Raw genomic sequence first — 25,497 nt, forward strand, 5'->3', positions numbered from 1 at the left:
CCCCCCAATTCCATCCGAAAGAAAAGACCAATGACGATCTCCAACACCAAAACCAAGGCGAAGGCGGCCTGGCGCGTACCGCTTGCCAGCTTCGCCGGTACCACCATCGAGTGGTACGACTACTACATCTTCGGCCTTCTCGCCGCTACCGGCGTCTTCAGCCGCCTCTACTTCCCCGAACAGGACCCGGCGACCGGGCTCCTTCTGGCCTTCGTCACCTACGCCGTCGGCTTCGTCGCACGCCCCTTCGGAGGCATGTTCGCCGGCCACTTCGGCGACAAAATCGGCCGCAAGCCCATGCTGGTGCTGTCGCTGCTCATCATGGGCTTCGCGACCCTGGCCATGGGGCTGCTTCCCACCTATGCCCAGATAGGTGTCTGGGCCCCCATCCTGCTGACGGTGCTGCGCCTGCTGCAGGGCTTTGGCGCCGGAGCCGAATGGGCCGGCGCGGCGGTGATCTCCATTGAACACGCCCCTCCCGGCCGCAGCGGGTTCTTCGGAAGCTTCACGCAGATGGGCGTTCCGGCCGGCATGTTGCTCGCTAACTCCAGCGTCCTGATCGTTAAGTCCTCCGTGCCCGCCGAAGTCTTCGATGCGTGGGCGTGGCGAGTGCCGTTCCTGCTCAGCGTGGTCCTGATCGTCATCGGTCTGGTGGTTCGCGCCAAACTCGAGGACTCCGACGACTTCAAAGAACTGGTTGCGACAAAGCAGACCTCGAAGAAGCCGCTGGGCGAAGCCATGAAGAAGGAAACCAAGGGCATCTGGCTCGTCGTCGGCATGCGACTGGCAGAAAACTCCGCGTTCTACCTGTACACGACCTTCTCAGTGGTCTACATCATGAGGACCTTCGGAGCAGAGCGGGCCAACCAGGGTACCTTGTCAGTCCTGATCGCCTCAGCGATCGGCGTCTTCGCCGTACCACTGTGGGCCATTCTTTCGGACAAGATCGGGCGCAAGCCGCTGTACCTGTTCGGCTCCATCGGCGGACTCCTGTTCTTCCCGCTCTACTTCGTCATGACGGACACCGGCAGCGCGCTGCTGGCAACGCTCGCCATCATCATCGGGCTCGCCGTCTTCCACAACTCCATGTACGGCCCCCAAGCCGCTTTCTTCTCAGAACTGTTCTCCACCAAACTGCGCTACAGCGGCGCGTCCATGGGCTACCAGTTCGGCTCGGTTCTCGCCGGCGGCATCGCGCCTTTGGTCGCCGTGGCGCTCCTGAACGCAGGAAACGGCGAGCCCGGCTGGGTGATCCTCTACTTCAGCGTGATCGGCGTCATCACGGTTGTGGCGACATTCCTCGCACCGGAAACGCTCGGCAAGTTGGACCGGCGCATCACTGCCGCCCAAGAGCTGGACGAGAAGAACGCAGCTGTTTCGCAGGAGCGCGTAAGCGCGAACTGATACAGCCTGAAGTAAAAAGGACCTTTCCGGGTCAGGGATAGACCCGGCAGGCTCAGACGGCGGCCCCGCACCAAAAGGTGCGGGGCCGCCGTCGTGATGCGAACCGGGGCTTGGTCATCGGCTGGGTCCAGTGATTTTGACAGCCGAAGCCAGCGAATAAGCCTAGATAATCGCCGCCCGCAGTTCCTTGGCGGCCACCGCGGGATCGTCCGCGCTGTAGATGGAACCGCCAACCACTGCCACGTCCGCGCCGGCCCGCTGCACGGCCTCGATGGTGGAAAGGTTCACGCCGCCCGCCACGGAGAACGGCACGCGGGCCTCTTCGCCGGCGGTCAGCAGCACGTTCAGGTTGTAGCCCGGCTTGGCCTGCTCATCCAGGCCTGCATGGAACTCGATGAACTTCGCACCCAGGGCGCTGGCTTCCTTGGCCCGGGCCACCTTGTCCGGGACACCGATCAGGTCCACCACGATGCCCTTGTTATGGGCCTTGGCAGCCTTGACCGCACCGGCGATGGTGGAGTCGTCGGCGCTGCCGAGAACCGACACCAGGTCCGCGCCCGCGGCGAAGGCGATCTCGGCTTCCAGCTCGCCGGCGTCCATCGTCTTCATGTCCGCGAATACGATCTTGTCCGGGTGGGCATTCTTGATAGCGGTGACAGCGGAAAGCCCGGCGTTCTTCACCAGTGGCGTGCCCAGCTCGATGATGTCCACGTACTCGGCGACTTTGCCGGCCAGGTCGAGTGCAGCTTCGACGGTGAGGACATCCATGGCTACTTGCAGTTTCATGTTTTTCTCTTTCGGTTTGGGACAAACGGGTAGGCGGGGGAGGGGTTTTTATTCGAGGTTTGCGTGGCGCAGCCAAAGGTCCTCGGGCGCGGTTGAGTCCTCGTCCCAGAGGCTTTGGAACACCGCCTCGGTGGTGGCGAGCAGAACCTGCTCGAAGAGGCTCCCCGAGTACTGGCGTGTCACCGCCGAACCATGGTCCGTCTTCTGGGCAGCCGGGATAAGCACGACGGCGGCAGCAACGGCCGCAAGCGGGGAACCTTTGCTGGTGGTGTAGGCAGCCACGCGGGCACCTTGGGCGGCGGCGGTTTCCGCCGCTTTGACGACGCCCGCTGTGGTCCCGGAACCGGAGGCCGCGAGCAGCAGGTCACCTGCGCGGATGGCCGGCGCCGTGGTCTCGCCAACCACGTGCACCGTCAATCCAAGGTGCATCAGCCGCATCGCCGCCATCTTCAGGACAAGGCCGCTGCGTCCGGCGCCGGTCACGAAGACCCTGTCCGCCAGCCGCAGCTCGGTCACCAGGGCCGCGACCTCTGCGGGGTCAACGCCCTGGAAAACGTCGCTGATCTCGTTCAGGACAAGGGCCCGGTTGCGGTCAAATGCCCGCGATGTTCCGGTCAGGGCAGCCGGATCAGTTTCCGCGATGGCGCTCATGGCGAGTACCTCCTTCTCGACGTTGTGACTCATTCATCGTCGCCCGTGCAAGGGGCAGGTAAAACGCCATCATTGGGCGGTCCTAACTACCCAAAGGAGTAGGTTCTCTCCCGCCTGGTCCGTACACTGGGCAGGTGGAACGCCCCGATACAGCCCTGCTCCAGGCAGTTGCCGCACTTGTCACGGCTCCTTTGATGGAGATGGCGCACCGGTTGCGCAACGCCCTCAACCCGTACGTCAGGTCCAGCGCCCTCGTGATCTTCACCGAGGACTGCACCGGCAGGCCGCAGAAGAAGGCCGGTGACGAGGCCATCATCAGCCGCGTGTCCGTCGCAGAGTTGGATGCCATCCGGGCGTCACTCGCCGAAGCCCGAAACGACGCCGGCGACAGCCATACTTGGAGCGGGCAGGCCACATTTGGCGGTGCCGTGCGCCCGGTCCTGGCCTTCTCATCGCCAAGCAATGCGCTGCTGGTCCTCTCGGACCCGCACCCCAACCCCCATCCGCAGTCCAGCACCCAACCGCAACCGGGCCCTGACGGCGAGGCGGACGCCCAGTGGATCCTCCACTACCTCTGGACGATGGCAGCCGAGCGGATCCGCGAAAAGGTGGCCGATGCGCCGCCGTCGTACCTCATCGAATCCCGCGCCGCCTCGGCGGAACGCCTCCGGGTGACTGCGGAACTGGTGGACCAGCACTCCACCACCCTCGAAACCCTGCTCTCAGCGCTAAGGTCGCCGGCGCTCGCCGACGCCGCTGCCCGGAAGGCAGCAACAGAGGTTGCGGCCAAGGCGCTGGTGGGCCTCCGCACCCTCAGCGACCGCACCACCGACCTCGTCGAGGAACCCGTGGCTTCCGCTTTCCAGCGCCTCCGCGAGGACCTGCGGCCCCTGATGAACTTCAGCGGGATCGACGTCCAATTCATCGAGCCGCCGGTGAACGGCCGGGCGCTCCCCGGCGAGGTGGCACACGCCGCCAGGGCAATCGTCCGCGGCTTGGTCCTGGCCATGGTGGACCAGGGCGGAGTGGGCCGGATCCGCACGCAATGGGATTGCGACGGCGTCAACCTCATCATCAATGTGCGCGACGACGGTCCCGGCGAACTGTCCGCGTCGGCGCCGGCCATGGCGCGCCTCGTCCAGCGCGTTGAGGTGCTCGACGGGACCATGGGAGTGGACGTGATGCCAGGCTGGGGCGCCGATGTCGCCGTCACCATTCCGCTCGATCCTCCCGCCCGCCAACTCACAGACGTAGCGGGATGGAAGCTCGGGGAGCGGGAACTCGAGGTGCTTCAGCTGCTGGCCGCAGGCCAGCGGAACCGCACCATCGCAGGGCAGCTCCACATCAGCGAAAACACCGTGAAGTTCCATCTCCGGAACATCTTCCGGAAGATCGGGGCGTCCTCACGCACGGAAGCGATCGCGCTCGCACACAGCAGCGGGCTGCGTTAAGCCACTTAGCGCAATATCACCTCCGTCACAGTCCGCGGTCTAGGATCGAAACAGTGGAACTGACCGGGAGGACGCCGCAAGCGGCCTCATCGCGGGAGAGCGAGCCGCACAAACTACTCGAGAGTATGGACCATGGCTTCGAACACTGACCGCGAACCCGACGCCGATGCGGAGGCGGGCCAGCACGGCGGCGTCCAGTCCGTGGACCGGGCACTGGCGGTGCTGGAGATCCTGGCGCGGGACGGCCATGCCGGCGTGAGCGACATCGCCGAGGAGATGGGCATCCACAAGTCCACCGTTTCCCGGCTGCTGGGGTCACTGGTGAGCCGGGAAATGGTCCACCAGAACAGCGAGCGCGGAAAGTACCAGCTGGGGTTCGGCATCCTGCGGCTGGCCAGCTCCATCCCCGGCCGGCTCAGCCTGGTCCGGGAGGCCCGGCCCGTGCTTGAGGCCCTGGCGGAGGAATTCAAGGAGACGGTGAATCTCGCCGTCCTGCGATCCAACTTCGCCGTCAATGTTGACCAGGCAATGGGGCCCTCCACCCTGGCCACCTATGACTGGGTGGGCAACCTGACGCCGCTCCATGCCACCTCAAGCGGGAAAGTCTTGTTAGCGGCGCTGCCCGCCGAGGAACGGGACCGCATTCTGAAGGAGGCCGGGCTGCCGCAGCGGACTCCGCGGACCATCACCAGCCGCACGGAACTTGAAAACCAGTTGCTCGCCGTCGCCCGCGACGGCTATGGGGTGGTGCGCGAGGAATTCGAGATGGGCCTGACGGCGGCCGCCGTTCCGGTCTACAACCACATGGGTGCCGTGATCGGGGCCATCAGCATCTCCGGCCCGGCCTTCCGCTTTGATCCGGAGGAAATCCCGGGACTGATCAAAGCGCTGAAGCAGGGCGGGCTGCAGGTCAGCGCCAAGATGGGCTACACCGCCCGTTGAGTCAGCGTCCACGCAAGGATAAGGAAGCTGCTGAACGCCAGGACGCCCGCGCCGGCAGCGCTCAGAGATCCTCTTCGGGACGGGCGGTGAGGATCCGATTGGCATTAACCTGCAGGATGCGGAGCGACTCCTGAATCAGGGGTGAGGCGATGCTGCCCCTGCGCACCGCGGCGACGATGCGGCGCGTGGGTTTTGCCTTACCGGTGATACGTAGCCGAACCACGTTCTCGGCACCCTGCAGAGGCGCCAGCCGGGGCAGCAGGCCGACGCCCAGCCCCGCACCCACGAACGCGATCTGCGTTTCCCATTCAACGGCCTCATGGGCAATGCGCGGTGTCACCCCGACTGCCGTGAATGCCGCGGTAAAGAGGGAATGGTAGGTGGAACCAGCGGTCTCCGTGATCCACGGTTCCGATGCCAGTTCTTCAAGCGTCGCTGTTTCCCGTGATGCGAGCGGATGGTCACCGGGAATGATCACGTCCAGTGGATCGTCGAGCAGAACTGTCTGCTCGAAGCGCGGATCGTCCTCACCATAAGTGTCGGACTGCATGGCGACAATAACTGCAAGGTCGATTCGTTCCGCAACCAACAAGTCGAAGCACCGGGCCGGATCAGCCTCAAGAACCTGTACCTCCAGCAGGGGGCGTGTTGTCCGCAGGGTGGCGGCCAGCGGCGCGAGCAACTGGGCGGCTGCAGTGGAAAATCCGCCGAGGCCAAAATGGGGCTGCACCTGGTCGCCGGCCTCCATGGCTGCCGCGCGCAGGCTCTCCCATTGGGCAATGAGGGGATCCGAGCCCGCCACGATAAAGCGACCCGTGGCGGTAAGCCGCACGCCCCGGCCGTCTTTCGTCAGCAGCTGCATTCCAAGCACGCGCTGGAGCTCCCGCAATTGCGCGGAGACGGCAGAGGGAGAATAACCCGTGAGCTCCGCGGTCGCGCCGATGGTGCCGCACCGGGCGAACACGCGAAGAGTGATGAGTCTCGCATCGATCATGCACCTATTCTGCATGGTTATCTTCAGAATGTTGCGCTTTTATTGCAGCTGCTGTGACTCTAATCTCATGCTTACAAGTTCTTCCACTCGGCCGCTACCACCTACGCACCCGTGGTTGACACGCAACACCCACTTACCCTTGCCTCCCGGGAGGAAACCCATGACTGCTTCAGTGAACGTGCCCCTCAACTCACGCGGAAAACTCGCTGCCTCATTGCCTGCCGAGCAGCTGGCAGAAATCACCGCGCTGTTTGAGTTCCGGCGCGCCGGCTACTCCCTCGATGCCCCCTTCTACACCGACTCCTCGATCTTCAAGCTCGACATGGAGGCCATTTTCGGCCAGCACTGGATCTTTGCCGCCAGCACCGCCGAACTGCCGGAACCGGGCGACTACGTCACCGTCGACTACGGGCCCTACTCCCTGATTGTGCTGCGCAACGACGACGGCGCCGTGAACGTCCTGCACAACGTATGCCGCCATCGCGGTGCCCGCGTTCTGACCGAAGCTGCCGGGTCAACCGGAAACCTGGTCTGCGGCTACCACTCCTGGACCTACTCCCCGGAGGGCAATTTGATCCATGCCTCCGCGCCGGGGGAAACGAAGTTCGACAAGAGCTGCTTCGGCCTCAAGCGCGCCCACGGCCGCGAGGTCGCAGGACTCATCTTCGTCTGCATTGCGGATGAACCGCCAACGGACTTCGACGAAACCGCGAAGATCTTTGAGCCCTACCTGGCGCCCCATGATCTCTCGAAGACAAAAATCGCCTACCAGCAGAACATCATCGAAGAGGGCAACTGGAAGCTCGTCATGGAGAACAACCGTGAGTGCTACCACTGCGACGGACACCCCGAGCTCGCCTGCTCCCTCTTCCCCACCTGGGGCCTGACGGAGGGCCTGATCCCGACCCATCTTGAGGAAGTGTGGAACCGGAACAAGGAGGCCCAGTCCTCCCTCGAGGAGCGATGCCGCCGCTACGGCCTTCCCTACGAGGTGGTCGAGCAGCTTGACACCCGCATCGCGGGAATCCGCATCTCACGCGAATCACTCGATGGAGACGGTGAATCGTTCTCCGCCGACGGGCGCAGGCTTTCCAAGAAGCTGCTCGGCGACTTGCCCGACTTCCGCCTTGGCCGCTGCTCAATGCACCTGCAGCCCAACAGCTGGTTCCATTTCCTCGGCGACCACGTCATCACGTTCGGTGTCTTCCCCATCAACGAACACCAGAGCCTCGTACGCACCACTTGGCTCGTGGCTGACGACGCCGTCGAAGGCGTCGACTACGACCTGGAGAAGCTCACCTACACCTGGAAGCAGACGAACCTGCAGGACAAGGCGTTCGTGGAGCTGTGCCAGCAGGGTGCCGGCAGTCCCGCCTACGAGCCCGGCCCCTACATGAAGAGCGAGTACCAGGTCGAGGCATTCATCAACTGGTACGTGCAGCGCGTGCAGGAGCACTTGGCATGATGGAACTCATCACTGAAACGGCAATCCAGGAACCACAGCGTATCCGCGGTCTTGAGATGCCGTGGAACAGGGTGATGGGATGCCCCGAGACGCCAGCCCGGGCAGCCCGTGCATTGGGCCCATGGCATCCGCAGGAGTTCATGGCCGAATGCGTTGAGACCATTCCCGAGGCCGGCGCCATGATGACCTTCGTGTTCCGCCGCTGCGACGGTGCGCCCTTGGCGTTCCGTGCGGGCCAGTACGTGAACGTCGCATTCCCCGTAAACGGCGAGGACCAGGAACCGGTGGACCGCAGCTACTCGCTGTCCAGTTCGCCCACCGAGCCGTGGACCTTCAGCATCACCGTCAAGTGCGACCCCACCGGACTGGTATCGCCATGGGTGCACGAGAACGTCAAACCCGGCACCGTTCTTGAGATGCTGGGACCGGTGGGAGCATTCCACCTGCCCGATGCCGACCGGCGGGCACGGTACCTCTTGCTGGCCGCCGGCGCAGGCATCACTCCCATCATGTCCATGGTGCGGACCATCCACTCCCTGCCCGGACACGCCGATGTTGTGGTGCTCTACCACGGCTCGGATACTGGAGGCTTTGCCTTCCACCGGGAATTGGCCTACATCGCCTCCGTAGACTCACGCGTCAACGTCTACTACTCGCTGGGCGACCGCAGTGTACCGGAGGGGTGGGAAGGGCTCAGTGGAAGGCTGACGGCAGCCATGCTTGAGGAGGTGGCCCCCGACGCCAACGGCCGTCAGGTGTACGCATGCGGTCCCGAGGGTTACCTGAACACCGCCACCGAGCTCCTCAAAAAGGTCGGTGTCGACGACACTTCCATTTACATGGAGTTCTTCTCGGGAGACCGCCAGACGCTCCTTGAATACCAGGCGGAGGTGGCATTTGCAGCAGACGTCGCGGAGGAAATCGCCGAGGAGATCGCCGAATCCGCCGAGGACTATTTTGAAAGCCAGCCCGCCGCGTTCGGGCTCTACGAACCTGGCTACGACACCGACGGAACCCTGCAGGCCTCGGGGCTGCCACTGGAAATCATCAACCCGGACACACCCGGCTCCGACCCCTCCGCCGGCAGCCCGGGCGTGGAGCCGGAAGCCGCTTCCCCTGACGCCTCGAGCTTCGACACGGTGGGAACAGGCAGCCTCACCATGTCCTTCATGCGTACCGGCATCAACGTCCGGATCGACCCCACCGAGCACATCCTCGAGGCCGCCCAGCACGCGGGCGTCAGGATCGGCGCGAACTGCAAGGAAGGCATGTGCGGCTCCTGCAAAGTCGTCAAGCTTTCAGGGGAGATCGAGATGAACCACCAGGGCGGGATCCGGGCACGGGAAATCACTGCCGGCAAGTTCCTGCCCTGCTGCTCCACCGCACAGACGGACCTGGTGATCGATGCCTGACCCCTGTTCCAACCCGCTCTCAAGGCGAAGCCCAACCCCTGAACAGCTCCAGCCCATGAATTCAAACCAAAGGACTTGACATGGCTTTGAACAGCGACATCCGACCGGATGGCCAACCCCCTCTTGAGCTGGAGGAGCCCAAACTCGGTCCTGCATCGGAGAACTCTCCTTCCTCCCACGGCCCGGAGGCGGATGCAGAGGATACCGAGCAGATTATGCAGGAACTGCGCCAGAGCCGCGCCGAACAGGCCGTCTCCGAGCGACGCAACCGCAAGCTCACCCTCGACAAGGCCACTTTTGGAATCACCGGCGTTCTCGCCCTGGCTTTCGTAACATGGGGATTCCTGGGCAGGGACAGCCTGTCCGCCACGTCAACTCTCGCCCTTGATTGGGTAATGGAATATACCGGCTGGCTCTTTATGGTCCTGGCCTCATTGTTTGTTGTATTTGTCCTCTGGCTGGCCTTGGGCAAGTGGGGCAATATCCCACTGGGTAAGGACGGCGAAAAGCCCGAGTTTCGGACCATTTCCTGGATCTCTATGATGTTCGCCGCCGGCATGGGCATCGGGCTGATGTTCTACGGCGTGGCTGAGCCCCTCTACCACTTCGTTTCACCACCGCCTGGAACCGTGGACGGGCAGACGCCCGAAGCCATCCAGACGGCGATGGCCACCTCCATCTTCCACTGGACCCTGCACCCTTGGGCCATGTACGCGGTCGTGGGTATTGCCATGGCGTACGGTACTTACCGCCTGGGCCGCAAGCAGCTGATCTCCGCCGCATTTACATCCCTGTTCGGCATCAGGACCGTGGAGGGGCCGGTAGGAAAATTCATCAACATCCTTGCCATCTTTGCCACCCTTTTCGGCACGGCAGCGTCCCTCGGCCTCGGAGCCCTCCAGATCGGCAGCGGCCTGACCTCGAACGGCTGGGTGGGCCAGCTGGGCACCCCAGTCCTGGTGGCCATCGTCGCCATCCTTACGGCCTGTTTCGTGGCCTCGGCGGTGTCCGGCATCAGCCGCGGCATCCAGTGGCTGTCCAACATCAACATGGTCCTGGCGGTAGTCCTGGCGCTCATTGTCTTCATCGCCGGGCCCACACTCTTCATCCTCAACCTCATCCCGGCGGCCGTCGGTGACTACGCCCGGGACCTGGCGGAGATGTCGTCCCGTACCGAGGCCGTGGGGGACGAGTCCCTGCGCACCTGGATGTCGGGCTGGACCATCTTCTACTGGGCCTGGTGGGTATCGTGGACGCCCTTTGTAGGCATGTTCATCGCCCGGATCAGCCGCGGGCGCACCATCCGCCAGTTCGTCACCGGCGTCTTGCTGGTCCCCAGCATCGTCAGCGTGCTTTGGTTCGGTATCTTCGGCGGAAGCGCCTTCAAGGTGCAGGAGGCAGCGGACGCCGCGGGCCAGCCGGGACTGGTCACCATGACAGACGGCAGCCCGTCCATCGACTTCGACGGAGCGCTCTTCGACCTCGTCAAGAACCTGTCCATGCCTGACTGGCTCACTGCAGCTGTCATCGTCCTGGCCATGGTCCTTGTAGCGATCTTCTTCGTCACCGGTGCAGATTCGGCCTCCCTGGTGATGTCATCACTGAGCTCCAACGGTTCGGCAGATCCGAAGCGCGGCCTGGTGATTTTCTGGGGCCTACTCACTGGTGCGGTCGCAGCTGTCCTACTGCTGGCCGGCGGCGATAAACCGTCCGAAGCGCTGGCAGGCCTGCAGCGCATCACCATCGTGGCGGCACTGCCATTCGTGCTGGTCATGCTGCTCTTGTGCTTCGCCCTGGTCAAGGACCTGCGCCGCGACCCGATGTCGCTCCGGCAGCGACTGGCCACCTCCGTCGTCGAACGCGCCATCCGCGCCGGCGTGGACCAGCATGGCGGGGCACAGTTCGACCTGGTTACCAAGCACGAATGCGGAGACCGCTGCCCGGAGGACAGCGCCTGCCCGGGCAGTTCCACTACGGCCAATCCCGCGTCCACCTATTCCCCAACCGCCACTACCAAGCCCGCCACCAGCACCCAGGAGTAAACCGTGACCATTCTTCTTGAAAGCCGCTCGCCTGGCAGCGCGACTGCCGCGGTGGGTGCCGCAACCGCCGCAACCCGCAAGGCCGAATTCGTCCTGACCCTGTCCTGCCCGGACAAGCCAGGCATTGTCCGGGCCGTTACAACGTTCCTGGCTGACCGCGGTTTCGACATTGTGGAGCACCAGCAGTTCGATGACCACGTCAGCGGCAATCTCTACCTCCGTACCGCCTTCGCGGCAGGAGCACCGGCAGACACCGACGTTCCGGACACTGTCGAAGTTCTCACGGAAGCGTTCCAGCCAATCGGCGAGGACTTCGGTATGAACTTCACCATCAACGACGGCCGTCCGCAGCGGCTGCTGGTGATGGTCTCGAAGTTCGGGCACTGCCTCAACGACCTGATCTTCCGGTGGCAGGCCGGCAGCCTGGGTGCGGAAATCGCCGTCGTGGTTTCCAACCACGAAACCCTCCGCCCCATGGCTGAGGCTGCAGGACTGACCTTCATCCACGTCCCGGTCACCGCCGAAACCAAGCCCGAGGCCGAGGCCCGGCTGCTGGAACTCGTGGAGGAGTACGACGCGGACCTCGTGGTCCTGGCCCGCTACATGCAGGTGCTGTCCAACGAACTCTGCGGAAACCTGCGCGGCCGTGCCATCAATATCCACCACTCGTTCCTGCCCGGCTTCAAGGGCGCCAAGCCCTACCACCAGGCCTACGACCGCGGCGTAAAGCTGGTGGGTGCTACCGCCCACTATGTGACCGCCGACCTTGACGAAGGCCCGATCATCGAGCAGGAGGTCTTCCGGGTTGACCACAGCCTGGACGCCGACGCCCTGGTAACGGTCGGCAGGGACGCCGAAACCCAAGCTCTGGCACGGGCCGTGAAGTGGCACTGCCAGCACCGGGTCCTGCTCAACAAAACCCGCACCGTCGTATTCCGCTAACGCGAACCCAAGCCAACAGGAGAAACAACACCCATGAGCTCATCACCACGCGTTGTCATCATCGGCGCCGGCATCGTCGGAACCAACCTTGCCGACGAACTCGCCACCCGGGGCTGGACCAACATCACGGTGGTGGAACAGGGCCCGCTGGAACTTGCCGGCGGCTCCACGTCGCACGCGCCGGGCCTGGTGTTCCAGAACAACCAGTCGCGGACCATGACCGAATTCGCCACCTACACGGTGAACAAGCTGCTCGCCCTGAGCAAGGACGGCCAGTCCTGTTTTGAACAGGTGGGCGGCCTGGAGCTGGCAACCACACCCGAACGGCTGGCCGACCTCCACCGCAAGATGGGCGTGATGACCTCCTGGGGCGTCGAAAGCCGGATCGTCGACGCCGACGAATGCGAAAAGATCTACCCCCTCCTGAACACCGGCAAGCTCACCGGCGGCCGTGAAGTCCTGGGCGGCCTGCTCATCCCCACGGACGGCCTGGCCCTGGCCGCCCGCGCGGTGCAGCTGCTGATGGAGCGCTCAAGCGAGCGCGGCGTGACCTTCGTCGGCTCCACCACGGTGACCGGCATCGCCCAGGAGGGCGGCAAGGTGACCGGCGTCGAAACCGACAACGGACTGATCCCGGCAGACATCGTGGTCTCCTGTGCAGGTTTCTGGGGCCGTGAACTGGGCAAGATGGTGGGTCTGGAGGTGCCGCTGCTGCCGCTGGCCCACCAGTACGTCAAAACCACCCCCTTGGACGAGCTGCGGGGAGTCAACGAACTGCCCAACGGTGCCAGCAAGCCCATCCTGCGCTACCAGGACCGGGACCTGTACTTCCGCGAACACGGCAACCGGATCGGCATCGGCAGCTACGCGCACAAGCCCATGCCCGTGGACATGTCCGCCCTGCCGAAGGTCTCCGCAGCGGAGATGTCAGACCACCATATGCCGTCCCGCCTCGATTTCACGCTGGAGGATTTCGCCCCCGCCTGGGAGGACTGCCAGGACCTGCTGCCGGCGCTGCGCAACTCCGCGATCCAGGACGGCTTCAACGGCATCTTCTCCTTCACCCCCGACGGCGGCCCGCTCATGGGCGAGGCGCCCGAGCTCGACGGCCTCTTCGTGGCCGAGGCCGTCTGGGTAACGCACTCGGCCGGCGTGGCCAAGGCAATGGCGGAGCTGCTGGTGGAAGGCCGGTCACGCACGGACCTGCACGGCTGCGAGCTCACCCGCTTCGAAAAGGTGCAGACCTCCGACGCCTATGTCAGTGAGACGTCCCAGCAGAACTTCGTGGAAATCTACGACGTGATGCACCCGCTGCAGCCCCGGGAATCCCCGCGGGACCTGCGAGTCAGCCCGTTCAACGTGCGGCAGAAGGAGCTGGGGGCGTTCTTCCTGGAGTCCGCTGGCTGGGAGCGGCCGCACTGGTTCGAGGCCAACCGCGGCCTGCTCGAGGAGCTGCCGGAGGAGTGGCAGACGCCGGAGCGGGATGCCTGGTCCGCCCTGTACTCGTCCCCCATCTCGGCGGCCGAGGCGTGGAAGACGCGTACCGCCGTCGGACTCTTCGACATGACGCCGCTGAAGCGGCTGTCCGTGGTGGGCCCGGGCGCGCAGGCGCTGCTGCACCGGCTCAGCACAGGCAACATTGCCAAGAAGCCGGGTGCCGTGACGTACTGCCTGCTGCTGGAGCACGACGGCGGCATCCGCAGTGACGTCACCGTCGCACGGCTCGCGGAGGAAGACTTCCAGCTGGGCGTTAACAGCAACGTGGACCTCGATTACCTGCGGGTGGAAGCCCGGAAGCAGTCGGCTGCCGATCCCGCCCAGTGGGTGCATGTCTCCGACATCACCGGCAGCACCTGCTGCATCGGGCTGTGGGGGCCGCTGGCGCGCGAAGTGATCGGCAAGGTCAGCTCCGACGACCTCACCAACGACGGCCTGAAGTACTTCCGCACCAAGGAAATCTCGGTGGGCGGCATCCCGGTCACGGCCATGCGGCTCTCCTACGTGGGCGAACTCGGCTGGGAGCTCTACACCACCGCCGAGTACGGCCTGAAGCTGTGGGACCTGCTGTTCGAGGCGGGCCAGGAGCACGGCATCATTGCCGCCGGACGCGGGGCATTCAACAGCATGCGGCTGGAGAAGGGCTACCGGCTGTGGGGCACTGACATGACGTCCGAGCACCACCCCTACGAATCCGGACTGGGCTTCTCCATCGCCAAGGACAAGACCGGTTTTGTGGGCGCCGAGGCTCTCGCTGAACGCAAGGAGCAGCCGGCCACCCGGGCACTGCGGTGCCTGACGGTCGACGACGGCACATCCCTCGTGCTGGGCAAGGAACCGGTGTACGTGAACGGTTCGGCAGCCGGTTACATCACGAGTGCCGCCTACGGATACTCGGTGCGCAAGCCGATCGCCTACGCCTGGCTGCCGGCTTCGGTTTCTGAAGGCGACGCCGTGGAAGTCGAGTACTTCGGCAAGCGTATCGCCGCCACGGTCACGGCCGAGCCGCTCTTCGATCCGGGCATGGAGCGCCTCCGCGGCTAGCTTGAACCGCGAGATGGCACTTAACAGCAGTCCCGGCGTCGGGCATTGCTATTAAGTGTCATCTCGCGGAACGAATGGCCCGGGCGGGCCGTCGTCTTGACGCGGCGGCAGTCCGTTGCAGTCTGTCAGTTGCTGTTGCGCAGCCAGACGGTCGTGGCGGCGGGCAGGGTGCCGTCGGTCAGCGGGGCACTGGAAATCAGCACTTCACCGGCAGGCAGCGCGACTGGCCCGTTCCCGAAATTGGTCACGTTGACCCAGCCGTCCGGGCGGGCGAAAGCGAGTACGTCACCCTGCGAAACGTCGTCGAGCCACTCCAGGGACTCTGCTGACTGCAGGTTGCGGCGCAGGCCCAGCGCGCCGCGGTAGAGCGACAAGGTGGAGTCCGGGGCGTCCTCCTGGGCCTGAACCGATACCCCGCCGAACCAGGACGGTTGCGGAAGGTGCGCCGAGCCGGCACCGAAACCGAAGGACGGGCCTTCCGCGGTCCAGGGCAGCGGGACACGGCAGCCGTCGCGGCCGATTTCCACACCCTTATTGCGGAAGAAGGCCGGGTCCTGGCGCTCGGAGTCCGGAATTTCGTTGCCAACCTCCTGCAGGCCCAGTTCCTCGCCCTGGTACAGGTACGCGGAGCCAGGCAGGGCGAACATCAGCAATGATGCGGCGCGGGCGCGGCGGAGGCCGAGTTCGACGTCGACGTCTTCCTGCCTGCCGCCGTCGAGCAGCCACTTCTTGCCCGCCTGCCCGGCCATGATCTCACCGTCGGACGAAGGCCCGGACACGGGCAGCCCATAGCGGGTGGCGTGCCTGACGACGTCATGGTTGGAGAACACCCAGGTGGAGGAAGCGCCGGAGCCTTCAGCCTCGGCGAGGTTCTTGGTGATGATTTTCCGGAACTGGGCGGCGTCGAAGTCGGCCTGCAGAAGGTCGAAGTTGAAGGCCTGGCCCAGTCCCTCCGGGCTGGCGTAGCGGGCCCGGCGGTCCGTGTGTACCCAGGCTTCGGCGACCGCGGTGCGCGGCGGGTTGTATTCGTTGAAGAGCTTGCGCCACTCGGCGTAGATCTCGTGGACTTCGTTGCGGTCCCAGTATGGATGCGCGCCTTCAAGGTAAAGGCTCTCGCCTTTGGCCTCGAGGTCGGCCTTGGTGGGCAGGGTGTCTTCGAGGTTCTTCGTCAGGGCGTGGGCGACGTCGATGCGGAAACCGTCCACGCCGCGGTCGGACCAGAAGCGCAACGTTTTCAGGAAGTCTTCGCGAACCTCGGGGTTGTCCCAGTTGAAGTCGGGCTGTTCCTTGGCGAAGATGTGCATGTACCACTGCCCCGGGGTGCCGTCGGGTTCTGTGATGCGTTCCCACGCGGGGCCGCCGAACACGGAATCCCAGTCCGACGGCGGCAGCTCACCTTTTTCGCCCAGTCCGTCGCGGAAGATGTAGCGGTCGCGCGCGGCGGAGCCCCTGGGCGAGGCGAGTGCTTCCTGGAACCATTCGTGGCGGTCCGAGGAGTGGTTGGGCACAATATCCACGATCAGCTTGATGCCGGCGGAGTGGAGCGCGGAAGCCATCGCGTTGAAGTCCTCAAGGGTGCCAAGCCGCGGGTCCACGTTGCGGTAATCGTCCACGTCGTAGCCGCCGTCGGCGAGGGCGGAGGGGTAGAAGGGGCTGAGCCAGACGGCGTCGATCCCCAGTTGCTTCAGGTAGGGGACCTTGGCGGTGATGCCGTTGATGTCGCCGAGGCCGTCGCCGTTGGAGTCGGAGAAGCTGCGGGGGTAGATCTGGTAAACCGAGGCCTGGCGCCACCAGTTGGGGCCGGCCATGGGATCTGCGTCGGTGCGGTTTGCCTGGGTGGCGGTGGTGGACAAGATAAGTTCCATTCCTTTTCTTGGTGATCGGCTTGGTGATCGGCGTCCCGGGTGGGGAGTTATTTGACGGCGCCCTGTGTGAGGCCGGACATCACCCAGCGCTGGGTGAAGAGGTAGACCACAATTGCCGGTGCCATCGCCATGAGGTAGGAGGCAAAGGCGATGTTGTAGCTGTTGCTGAACTGTGTCTGGAACATCTTTTGCAGCACCGGGATGGTCTGCAGCTCCGGATCGGAGATGATGAGTGACGGCATCATGAAGTCGTTCCACGAGGCGATGAAGGCGAAGATGCCCACCGTGGCGCTCATCGGCCCGAGCAAGGGGAAGATGAGCTTCCAGAACACCTGCCACGTTCCGGCGCCGTCCATGCGCATGCTTTCCTCCAACTCGAGCGGGATGGAGCGGAGGAAGGCGGTAAACAGCATCGTATTGAACGCCAGCGCGAACACGATATGCAGGATTGCGACGCCGAGCGGGTTGTCGAGTCCGAACTGTCCGGTGAGCTGGATCTGCGGCAGCGCCACCACGGGGAACGGGATGAACATCGCGGCGAGCAGGTAAAAGAACGACCAGCGGAAGAGCCGGCGGTCCCAGTTGCGGACGATCGCGTAGGCTGCCAGCGCGGACACGATGATCTCTCCCGCAACGGCGATCACGGACACGAACACGGAGATCGCGAAGCCACGGGGGAAGTTCGTGAGTGTCCATGCCTGGGCAAAGCCATCGAAGGTCAGGGGGCTCGGCAGTGAGAAGGCGTTGCCGTCCACCGCCTGGCCGGTGGTTTTGAATGCCATGCTGATCGTGACGTAAAGCGGGACGAGCACACAGAGCGTGCAAACGATAAGGACAACTGTTGCGGTCCAGTTGGTGCGTTCCTGGCCGGCGCGGACCCGGTGCTTCCTTCCGGCCGCCGTGGATCCTGCGGGGATTGTGCTGGGTGCGCTGCTCATGCTGCGATCCCTCCTTTGCCACGTGTGAAGCGAAGCTGGATGAGTGCGATGACAATGCTGATCAGGAAGAAGATGACGGCGTTGGCCATCTGGTAGGCGTAGTCGCCGCCTTCGAAGCCGCGGAAGATCGACATCGCGACGCTCCGTGTGGAAACCCCGGGACCGCCGTCGGTGAGGCCGACGATGATGTCGTAGGCGTTGAGGTAGTTCTTGAAGCCGAGGACAGTATTGATCACGGCATACCCGGCTACGAGCGGCAGCGTGATATGCCGCAGGTTCTGCCAGGGCCTTGCCCCGTCGATGGAGCTCGCCTCATAGACCTCGGGGGGAACTGTGAGGAGGCCTGCGATGTAGATCAGCATCGCGCTCGGAATCGACTGCCATGCCGTCACGAACACAATGGACAGCCATGCGAGGTCGGGGTTGGCGAGGATGCTCGTGGAGAGCGGTTCGAATCCGATTTTCTGGCTTAGCAGCGGCAGCGAGTTCGAAAAGAGGTACTGGAACACGAATGCGATGACGATGCCGGAGATCACCATTGGGATGACGAACACGGTGCGCAGCGCGGCCCGGAATCGAACGCGGGACGTGAGGCCCAGAGCCAGCAGGAAGGCCACGGCGTTCACCACGATGACCGTGACCAGTGAGAAGGCGAGCGTGAAGCCGTAGGCGCCGAGGATTCCTTCGTCCCGGAAGACCGCGATGTAGTTTCGGATGCCGATGAACTCGAACTCACCGAAGCCAACGGAGTTTGTGAAGCTGTACACGAATCCGAGCACTGCAGGCAGCGTGACGGCGAGCGTGAAGATGGCCAGCGAGGGGAGGAGGAAGAAGTAGTAGAGCGGATCGATGCGGCTCTTGCTCGCGCTTGGCGCTCGTGTGGCTGCTCCGGTGGTCACCGCCTCTTTGGTGGCGGGTTTCGTCATTGATGACATGGTTGATCCTTATTCGTGCATTAGATCGGAAGTGTGATTACGCGCGGAAAGCCAGGCGCGCCCAGTCTGCGTCGATCCGGCGCAGCGTGCTCTCGGCGTCGGCACCGCCGATGATCGACTGAAAGTAGTTGGCCGCTGGTATCGAGTTCGGGATGAACTGTGAGGCGCCCATGTAGAAGCGGCCCTCGTCGTAGTACTTCTGCATCTCGGCGATCCGGGGGTCTGTGACCGCGGGTGCGTCCTTGCCCGAGCCGAATCCCAGGAACTTGGCGTTGTAGGAGTTCTGGATCTCCGGCTGCAGGAGGTACTGAAGGAAGGCGCGGGCCCCCTCTTGTCCGTTCGCGACCTCGGGAACCCAGAGCGAGAGATCGATGTTGACGCGTACTTTGAGGTCGGCGGGATCGTCCGTCATCGGCAGCGGGAAGGTGCCGAGGTCTATATCCGTGCCGGCCTTTTCGATCTCTCCGAAGGCCCACGGCCCCTGAAAGTACATGGCCGCCTGGCCCTGCGCCATGGCAGTGTTGCCGTCTCCGTAGCCGCGGCTGGACGCGTCCGGATTGATGTATTCCGTCAGCTGGACCATGCGCTTCATTGGTTCCAGCATCGTTCTCTGGAACGAGACTTCGGAGTCTGGTCCCACCGTCTCGCCGATTTCGTGCATCGCTTTGTAAAAGGCGCGCACGTCCACCATCCCGCCCACCGTGTAGTCGAACAGGCCCTGCGCGATGGTCCAGGGGTCGCGGAAGGTGCCGTAGATCGGAGTTGTGCCGGCTGCCTTGAGCACCTCACACACCTCGATCAGCTCATCCCACGTGGTGGGGACGGCCAGCCCGTTCGCCTCGAAGATGCGCCGGTTGTAAATCACCGATGCCGCCGTAATTGAGTAAGGGATGACGCTCGTACGGCCTTGGTAGGTGGGATACCAGTTGGTCAGGTCGAGCACGTCGTCCCGGACGCGGCCGGCTTCGCGCAGATCGGAAAGGTCCGAGAGTGCGCCCCGTTCCATGAACCGGGCCATCTCAAGGTTGTAGTTGAGGCAGCCAAGATCCGGGGGACTGCTTCGCACGAAACTGGCCGAAAGATTCGTGGCCATGTCATGCAAAATGCGGAACCGGTCCTGCGACGCGGTGAACTTCCCCGCGAGATCACGGAAGTAAGGAACGGCTTCCGGTTTCGACTGGTGGAAATTGATGGTTGACCGGGCATTCGCCGGGGCGCATCCCGCCAAACCGAAAGCCGCTGCCGCGCCGCCGGCAGCGGCTAGGAAAGTGCGCCGGGAAAATCGCGTCCCGGCGGACGTCAAAGGTGGCAACATCGGCTCCTAAGGTGTCTCACATGAAGTTTATTTGGATCTTATATTTATGTCCTATATGAGCATGAACGAGATTGCGGATATCGTCAAGGGATGAACGGGACTACGGCGAGCTCCACCCAGCTGTTGAGGCGCATGAACTCTGATGCACTGCTGCGCTTCGCTCTGCAGGAACGAGTGTTTACAGCTGGAGAGGCAATGGACGTCACCCAACTGACCCGCGCCACCGTGCTCGGCGTCTGCGACGGACTGGTCAACGCCGGCTGGCTCGAAGAGGTCGAGGACGGGAGCGCCACCGATCGCCCCAACAAAGGCCGGCCAGCGCGGCGCTACCAATTGCGCGAGGCTGCCGGTGTGGTTGTCGGGCTGGACGCCGGGGAGGGCTACTTCACAACTATCGTGGCGGACCTGCGCGGCCGCGAGCTTGGTATGCGCCGGAAGAGCGTGGATTCGCACGCACTGCGGCGCGCCGGTCGCGTCGAGGCGGCGCGGGAGCTTATCCGTCTGACCCTCGCCGACGTCGGCCGCGCCGTCGATGACGTTCTGCTCACGGTCGTCGGCGTACCCGCGCCCATCGACGCGACCGGCGCATCTCCTGACGGAGCCGATTTCTGGCAACTGATGAACTCCGGATTCGCCTCGCAGCTTGATGGCACTGTCATCGTCGAGAATGACGCCAATCTCGCCGCTATTGCCGAACTCGCGCACGAGCCATTAGCGAACCTCGCCACCTTGCTGACGGGCGAGCGCCTGGGAGCCGGCCTCATCGTCGACGGGCACTTGCTGCGGGGGCCGCGGGGAGGCGCCGGTGAGATGCGGTTCCTCGGCACATTGGCCGACACCAAGTCCGTGCCCGACGAGGGCAGCGCTGATGGGTTCGGGGCGCTTGCGCGGAAATGGGCACGCTCCGGCATTCACGCACTCGACGGAGACACGGGGCTGCAGGGAATACCGGAGGGCGACATCAAAGCCGAGGATGTATTCCAGGCGGCCCGCGACGGAGACCCGTTTGCACGGGACATCATCGCCCGGCTCGGCGCCCGGCTGGCGCGCATCGCGGTGGTGCTCTCCAGCCTCCTCGACATTGAGCGTGTAGTCATCGCAGGCGGGATATCACGTGCCATCGAACCAGTCCTGGAACATGCACGCACCCTTCTTCGGACCGAATTCGAGCCTCCTGTCCCGGACCTCGTGGCAAGCACACTCGGAGCGGAGGTTGTGGTCAAGGGCGCTATCGAGTCGGCACTCACCCGGATCAGCCGCGAACCCGGCGCGTTCCTTCCAAGAGCACGCGAACCTGATTCAGCAATCTAAACCGGGCACCTTGCGGGAGGGGTAGGCTGAGGACCGCTAACCCATTCGGGCGGGCAGTTTCCAGGCTGGCCCTGCGCACGCGGGCGTCGACGAAGGCGTCCTCAACGAGAACTGGAGGCTGCACCTCATGGCGCATGTGCGACGCTTTGACCACGTCGGCATCACTGTTTCGGACCTTGACAGGGCAACGGCGTTCTTCGTTGGGCTGGGTCTCGAGGTCGAGGGCCGGATGTTTATGGAGGGCGAGTTCGTGGACACCGTGATTGGCATCCCCGGCTCCCGCAGCGAGATCGTCATGCTGCGGCCGCCTGATGGAGGCGCAGGCCTGGAACTGTCAACCTTTAGCCGGCCCGACCACGAGCCCGGGTCCCCGGCCGCAATGTCCACGGAACTGGGACTTCGCAATGTGGCGTTCGAGGTGGACGATCTTCAAGCAGCCGTCGAACGGCTGGCCGAGGACGGCTACGGCCTGATTGGCGGCGTGGGTCAGTACGAGCAGATCTGGCGCATGGCCTACGTGCGCGGACCGGAAGGAATCATCGTGGCCCTGGCCGAGCGGATCGGCTAAGCAGCTGCCCGGGCGCCGGTTGTACCTTTGCCCGCTGTGCTTCACCTACGCATGCGCAAGTGGACCCCTCAGCCAAACATGCGGTAGTAGCGACGCTTGACTTGGACGTTAGGCTCAGTGCATGGCAACTAAGCGTGCTAGGCAGGTGACCAGACGTAAATTCATGGCTGGCACGCTTGGCACTGCCGTCGTCTTCGTCGTCGCTGGATGTGACCTCAACAAACCCGGCGGCCAGCTCCCGCTGATCGTTGAGCCGCCCCCGGCGGAGCTTAATTGGACCTCGGACGCGCGCGCCGCGGGGATCGAGACCTCTCCAGCTGATCGGGCCGTTGACGCGCGCCTGGATGTGCTGGCGGCCGCGCACGTGAGCGTGGTGGTGATCGATTCAGCCCTCTCCTTCTACATGACCGACGCGGATTTCGAGGAGAACGCGATCTATATCGACGCAGTGGCGAAGAAATGCCACCAGCGTGGCATGAAGGCGGTCGCCTACTACCCGATGCTGGAGGTGCTCACCGAGAACGCACCGAACAAGCAAAACAGCATGTGGAAGGACCACCCGGACTGGGTGCAGCGCGGCATCGACGGGAAAGCGAACCAGTTCGTCGGCGGGGGACGCGTGTTCTGGGTGGCGGAGGGGACCGAGAGCGCCTGGCTCTGCCCCACCTCCGACTACCGCGACTACTTCATCAACAGGGTGAAGCGGCTGGCGCAGACCACGCTCGACGGCTTGTGGGGCGACGCGCTGGCGCTCTCGGATATTGTCGGCGTATGGCCCTGCACCAACGCGACCTGCGCTGCCAAGTTCCTTGCCGAGACCGGGCTCGAGCAACCCGCCAACGAGGATTGGAACAGCCCGGTGTTTCGCCGCTGGGTGGCGTGGCGCCACGGCGTCACCCATGAGTTCGAACAGGCGGTGTTCGCCGGCGCGCGCACGGTACGGCCCGACTTCCAGCTCATTGTCGAAACCGTCACCATGGACTACAGCAACGCCACGGTGCAAGGTCACGACGGCGCCAGCCACGACGACGGCGAGGTGCTGCGCGTGTGGGAGGTCAGCGGCGCCAGCGCCGGGACCGGTATGCGCGAGGCGACCGCCGATGATTGGATCTCGATGGCGATCATGATGCGCCACGGTCGTGGCTGCGCTGGCAAGAACCCGAGCTGGGCCATCACCTACGGCAAGCAGACGGACGACGCCGAGCGGGTTATGGCCGTCGCCATCGCCGGTGGGCTGCGGCCCTACGAGAGCCAGATCCCGCTCCTTAGCCGCACGGTCGGCGACGCGTGGCGCGGCGAGATGTATGGCTGGCTCGAGGATAACAATGACATCTGGGCCGGCGGGAGCGCCAACCCGGTGGCGGTGGTCTTCTCCAGCGTGAGCCGCGATTTTGTCGACCAGAACGCCGGCGCGGGGCTCTACACCAGCACCAACCCGGCTGATGAGCTCTGGTGGGCGGCCACGCCGAGGGACTCAGCAAAATCACTGCCCTACCTTGCCGAGTACCGCGGCATGTGCAAGGCCCTCATCCACGCGCACGCACCGTACGACGTCGTCACCACGCCGCACTTGTCGGCGGCGCGGCTTGCGCCCTACCCGGTGGTGGTGGTGCCGCGGCCGGCGGCGCTGTCGGATGGAGAGATCGCCAGCCTGAAGAGCTATGTCGAGGCTGGCGGCACGCTGCTGATCACCAGTGGCGCCGATGCCGGCATCTACGACGAGAATGGGGCGCTGCGTGCGAAGCCGGCGCTTTTGGAAGCGCTGGGCATCAGCTCGGGCGCCGACTGGTCGCGCACGTCCCACGGCCGCGGTGCAGTGATGCTGGTGACCGACAAGGTGGGGCAGAAGTACTACAAGAGCACCGATGCCGCAGTCGCGACCGCGCTGGCAGGGATCTTGGAAGCGACCGGGCGCACCATTGTCACCAATGCGTCACCGGGTGTGGTCATCGATCTGCGGCAGCGCACGGAGCACCGGCTGGATGTCCTCTTTGCCAACATCGACGGCCTCGACACTGGCGGGTTCAAAGGGCAGAGCGCCAGTTTCAAGGCCGCCATCCCGTGCGGCGGGAAGATGCCGCGGCGGGTCACCATTACCGAGCCGGGAGACTCGGGTCCGGTGGAGATACCCTTCACTCACGAGGACGGCCGCGCCGTCTTCGACGTGACTGTGGATGCGCTCCTGCTGGCACGCATCGCAGTTACCTAGCGCGAGCCAACCCCGCCATCGGCGGACATCCGTATCCCTGGCCTCACGGTGTGGGCTGCTCGGTTGATTCCGGATTCGAGAAGACCTCCGGCTCCGAAGCCTGTCCGGTCTCGGGGGCGGGCTCCAGGCTCTGTTCGATTTCGGGGGCGAGGTCCGCAGGCATGGTGTCGTTCAATTCGTTCGCTCCCGGCTCTTCAGTTCCGGTCGAACCGTTGTCCCCGCCACCGAGGCTGCCGTTGGTAGTCAGGCCATCTTCTTCGTTAGGGCCTTCCTCGACTTGCCCAGGCACTTGGCCCAGGTCCTCAGTCGATTGGTCTGGCTCGCCGGTGCCAGTCGGAGTGCCGCTCAATGCCTTGCCGAGCGTCGTCGTGTGCCCGGCCGCACCGTCATCGATGCTCGACGTCGCCGAGACAAGGCTGGAGATGGGCTGATTGGTTCCGAACTCGACTGCAGTGAGACCGACCATCGCGAGAACGAAGGCGGCAGCGCTGACTGCCCCGACCTTGATCCAGGTCTTGGGGGTGAGCCGCCTGCCCGCAAATTTGGCTTGAGGTTTGTCGCTCCCGGCCACAGCGCCGGCGGCCAGCAAGCGGCCGTCGTCAGCACGCAGGCTCTGGCGGCGTCGCTGAGGAATCTTCGTGAGTGCCACGGTGGCCGCCGAACTAAGTGTTCGGGCATACAGAGCGGCGCCCACTGTGGCGACTATAGAGCCGAGGGCGGCGCCGATAAGTGTTCCGGCAACGCCCAGAAAGGACCCCACGAGGGCAGAGGTCACAGCGGCCAAAGCCGAGCCAATGGTCTGGGTGCCGCTTAATCCGAGGAATTGTTTTGGCTTGTCTTCGGTTTCGGGATTCGCAGGCATATCGTCACACACAATTCAGTCAGGGATTGTTACGAATAGATAACGTTACCAGTCTCCGCTGGAGGATCCGTTCGCGGATCCCAAGCCAGGCACCGCCGTCGCCCCCATCGACCTGCACGCGGGGCATCAGATTGTGATCAATGACCCGCAGCGAAGCTATGCCCACACCGTGCTTTCAAGCTGGTCAACCATGTCGCATGTGTCAGGGGTGTTCGATCCAGCAGGCGAGGATGGTGGTGGAAAGCTGGTAGGCCAGGGCGTTCCTGGTGATGCTGTCCGGTCCGACTGTGCCGGGCAGTTCGGTGGCGTCCACCTGCAGCACGAAGCTGTCCTTCTGAAACACTGCCGAGCCGCCTGCGGTTTCGTAGGCCGGGAAGCCGAGGTTGGCGAGTCCTTCGATAGGTGTGGCGTCCTTCGCGAGGGCCTGCATCGCATCAAAATATTTCAATGCAGATGCCTTGTCCGTGGCTTCCTGAACGGAGATTTCCAGGTCCCCTTCGACCAGGTGGTAGGTGCAGGTGAAGGTGTTGTCGGCCCAGTCATTGATGGTGTGCGGGTCGGAGTCCAGTTCCAGAATGGAGGTAAGTCTGTCCATCGGCTGTTCGCCGCAGACCATCAGGGCAGCGTCGCTGGGCCCGTCCGCTGTCGCACCGTGCGAGGCCGATCCCTGACCGTGATGCCCGCCGTCCTGGCTGCCGGTGGGCCCGGCCTCGGACGAAGCTACCGGCGGGGACGGTGTCGAAGCGTCTGACGGTGTGGACACGGAACTGGCTGCTTCTGCACAACCGGACAGCAGCAGGGCGGACAGGGCCAGGGTGGCCAGCAAGGGCTTGTGCTGTTTCATGGCTCTTCCTTGTTCTGGCC

General features: G+C 64.2%; 20 protein-coding genes. 11 read left to right on the forward strand and 9 right to left on the reverse strand.

Annotated elements, in window-relative coordinates; genetic code table 11:
• Positions 1 to 30: 30 nt before the first annotated feature.
• Entirely contained in the window at positions 31 to 1,404 is a 1,374-nt protein-coding gene (locus tag M1E07_RS02240) for an MFS transporter (RefSeq protein WP_461188678.1), read from the forward strand.
• A 162-nt stretch (positions 1,405 to 1,566) separates the two neighbouring features.
• Here M1E07_RS02240 and hxlA read toward each other — a convergent pair whose 3' ends face one another.
• Both hxlA and hxlB read right to left on the reverse strand, forming a co-directional pair.
• Positions 1,567 to 2,190 carry a 3-hexulose-6-phosphate synthase gene (gene hxlA, locus M1E07_RS02245; RefSeq protein ID WP_461188679.1) on the reverse strand — a complete coding sequence of 208 codons (624 nt, stop codon included), beginning with the start codon at positions 2,188 to 2,190 and terminating at the stop codon, positions 1,567 to 1,569.
• A 48-nt stretch (positions 2,191 to 2,238) separates the two neighbouring features.
• On the reverse strand, positions 2,239 to 2,841 hold the full coding sequence (hxlB, locus tag M1E07_RS02250; protein ID WP_461190463.1) for a 6-phospho-3-hexuloisomerase: 603 nt from the start codon (positions 2,839 to 2,841) through the stop codon (positions 2,239 to 2,241).
• A 194-nt stretch (positions 2,842 to 3,035) separates the two neighbouring features.
• Between hxlB and M1E07_RS02255 the strand changes: the two genes are divergently transcribed.
• Positions 3,036 to 4,292 carry a helix-turn-helix transcriptional regulator gene (locus M1E07_RS02255; protein WP_461190464.1) on the forward strand — a complete coding sequence of 419 codons (1,257 nt, stop codon included), beginning with the start codon at positions 3,036 to 3,038 and terminating at the stop codon, positions 4,290 to 4,292.
• Between the two features lie 132 nt (positions 4,293 to 4,424).
• A complete protein-coding gene (locus tag M1E07_RS02260; RefSeq protein WP_461188680.1) occupies positions 4,425 to 5,234 on the forward strand; it encodes an IclR family transcriptional regulator in 810 nt (269 codons plus the stop codon).
• Positions 5,235 to 5,295: 61 nt separating this feature from the next.
• Here the strand turns inward: M1E07_RS02260 and M1E07_RS02265 are convergent, their stop codons facing one another.
• Positions 5,296 to 6,228, reverse strand: coding sequence for a LysR family transcriptional regulator (locus M1E07_RS02265; protein ID WP_461188681.1), 933 nt, complete (start codon positions 6,226 to 6,228; stop codon positions 5,296 to 5,298).
• A gap of 160 nt (positions 6,229 to 6,388) precedes the next feature.
• Here M1E07_RS02265 and M1E07_RS02270 point away from each other — a divergent pair, with 160 nt between their 5' ends.
• The 5 genes from M1E07_RS02270 to M1E07_RS02290 all read left to right on the forward strand — a co-directional run bounded on the left by M1E07_RS02270 (position 6,389) and on the right by M1E07_RS02290 (position 14,630).
• Positions 6,389 to 7,693, forward strand: coding sequence for an aromatic ring-hydroxylating oxygenase subunit alpha (locus tag M1E07_RS02270; RefSeq protein WP_461188682.1), 1,305 nt, complete (start codon positions 6,389 to 6,391; stop codon positions 7,691 to 7,693).
• Positions 7,690 to 9,105, forward strand: coding sequence for a ferredoxin reductase (locus tag M1E07_RS02275; protein WP_461188683.1), 1,416 nt, complete (start codon positions 7,690 to 7,692; stop codon positions 9,103 to 9,105). Before M1E07_RS02270 ends, M1E07_RS02275 begins: the two co-directional genes overlap by 4 nt.
• An 80-nt stretch (positions 9,106 to 9,185) precedes the next feature.
• A complete protein-coding gene (locus M1E07_RS02280; RefSeq protein WP_461188684.1) occupies positions 9,186 to 11,147 on the forward strand; it encodes a BCCT family transporter in 1,962 nt (653 codons plus the stop codon).
• 3 nt (positions 11,148 to 11,150) lie between these two features.
• Entirely contained in the window at positions 11,151 to 12,089 is a 939-nt protein-coding gene (gene purU / locus M1E07_RS02285; protein ID WP_461188685.1) for a formyltetrahydrofolate deformylase, read from the forward strand.
• Between the two features lie 33 nt (positions 12,090 to 12,122).
• Positions 12,123 to 14,630 carry a GcvT family protein gene (locus tag M1E07_RS02290; protein WP_461188686.1) on the forward strand — a complete coding sequence of 836 codons (2,508 nt, stop codon included), beginning with the start codon at positions 12,123 to 12,125 and terminating at the stop codon, positions 14,628 to 14,630.
• A gap of 125 nt (positions 14,631 to 14,755) precedes the next feature.
• Here M1E07_RS02290 and M1E07_RS02295 read toward each other — a convergent pair whose 3' ends face one another.
• From M1E07_RS02295 to M1E07_RS02310, 4 genes are read right to left on the reverse strand one after another with little or no spacing between them, the layout of a single operon-like run.
• The gene (locus tag M1E07_RS02295) at positions 14,756 to 16,483 is read right to left on the reverse strand and encodes a glycoside hydrolase family 13 protein (RefSeq protein ID WP_461190465.1); all 1,728 of its coding nucleotides are present in this window, start codon (positions 16,481 to 16,483) and stop codon (positions 14,756 to 14,758) included.
• A 59-nt stretch (positions 16,484 to 16,542) separates the two neighbouring features.
• The gene (locus M1E07_RS02300; RefSeq protein WP_461188687.1) at positions 16,543 to 17,433 is read right to left on the reverse strand and encodes a carbohydrate ABC transporter permease; all 891 of its coding nucleotides are present in this window, start codon (positions 17,431 to 17,433) and stop codon (positions 16,543 to 16,545) included.
• Complete coding sequence (locus M1E07_RS02305; protein WP_461188688.1) at positions 17,430 to 18,368, reverse strand: carbohydrate ABC transporter permease; 939 nt, start codon at positions 18,366 to 18,368, stop codon at positions 17,430 to 17,432. Before M1E07_RS02305 ends, M1E07_RS02300 begins: the two co-directional genes overlap by 4 nt.
• Before the next feature lie 37 nt (positions 18,369 to 18,405).
• Entirely contained in the window at positions 18,406 to 19,683 is a 1,278-nt protein-coding gene (locus tag M1E07_RS02310) for an ABC transporter substrate-binding protein (protein ID WP_461188689.1), read from the reverse strand.
• A 132-nt stretch (positions 19,684 to 19,815) separates the two neighbouring features.
• On the opposite strand from M1E07_RS02310, the gene M1E07_RS02315 reads away from it, so the two are divergent.
• From M1E07_RS02315 to M1E07_RS02325, 3 genes are all read left to right on the forward strand, one after another.
• Positions 19,816 to 20,994 (forward strand): ROK family protein, encoded by a 1,179-nt coding sequence (locus M1E07_RS02315; RefSeq protein ID WP_461188690.1) that lies wholly within the window; start codon positions 19,816 to 19,818, stop codon positions 20,992 to 20,994.
• Between the two features lie 127 nt (positions 20,995 to 21,121).
• Positions 21,122 to 21,562 carry a VOC family protein gene (locus M1E07_RS02320; RefSeq protein ID WP_461188691.1) on the forward strand — a complete coding sequence of 147 codons (441 nt, stop codon included), beginning with the start codon at positions 21,122 to 21,124 and terminating at the stop codon, positions 21,560 to 21,562.
• 121 nt (positions 21,563 to 21,683) lie between these two features.
• Positions 21,684 to 23,771 (forward strand): beta-galactosidase trimerization domain-containing protein, encoded by a 2,088-nt coding sequence (locus M1E07_RS02325; RefSeq protein WP_461188692.1) that lies wholly within the window; start codon positions 21,684 to 21,686, stop codon positions 23,769 to 23,771.
• Positions 23,772 to 23,814: 43 nt separating this feature from the next.
• Here the strand turns inward: M1E07_RS02325 and M1E07_RS02330 are convergent, their stop codons facing one another.
• Entirely contained in the window at positions 23,815 to 24,633 is an 819-nt protein-coding gene (locus tag M1E07_RS02330) for a hypothetical protein (RefSeq protein ID WP_461188693.1), read from the reverse strand.
• A gap of 202 nt (positions 24,634 to 24,835) precedes the next feature.
• Entirely contained in the window at positions 24,836 to 25,477 is a 642-nt protein-coding gene (locus tag M1E07_RS02335) for a hypothetical protein (RefSeq protein WP_461188694.1), read from the reverse strand.
• Positions 25,478 to 25,497: the final 20 nt, after the last annotated feature.

It is taken from the genome of Arthrobacter sp. Z4-13 (assembly GCF_054792705.1).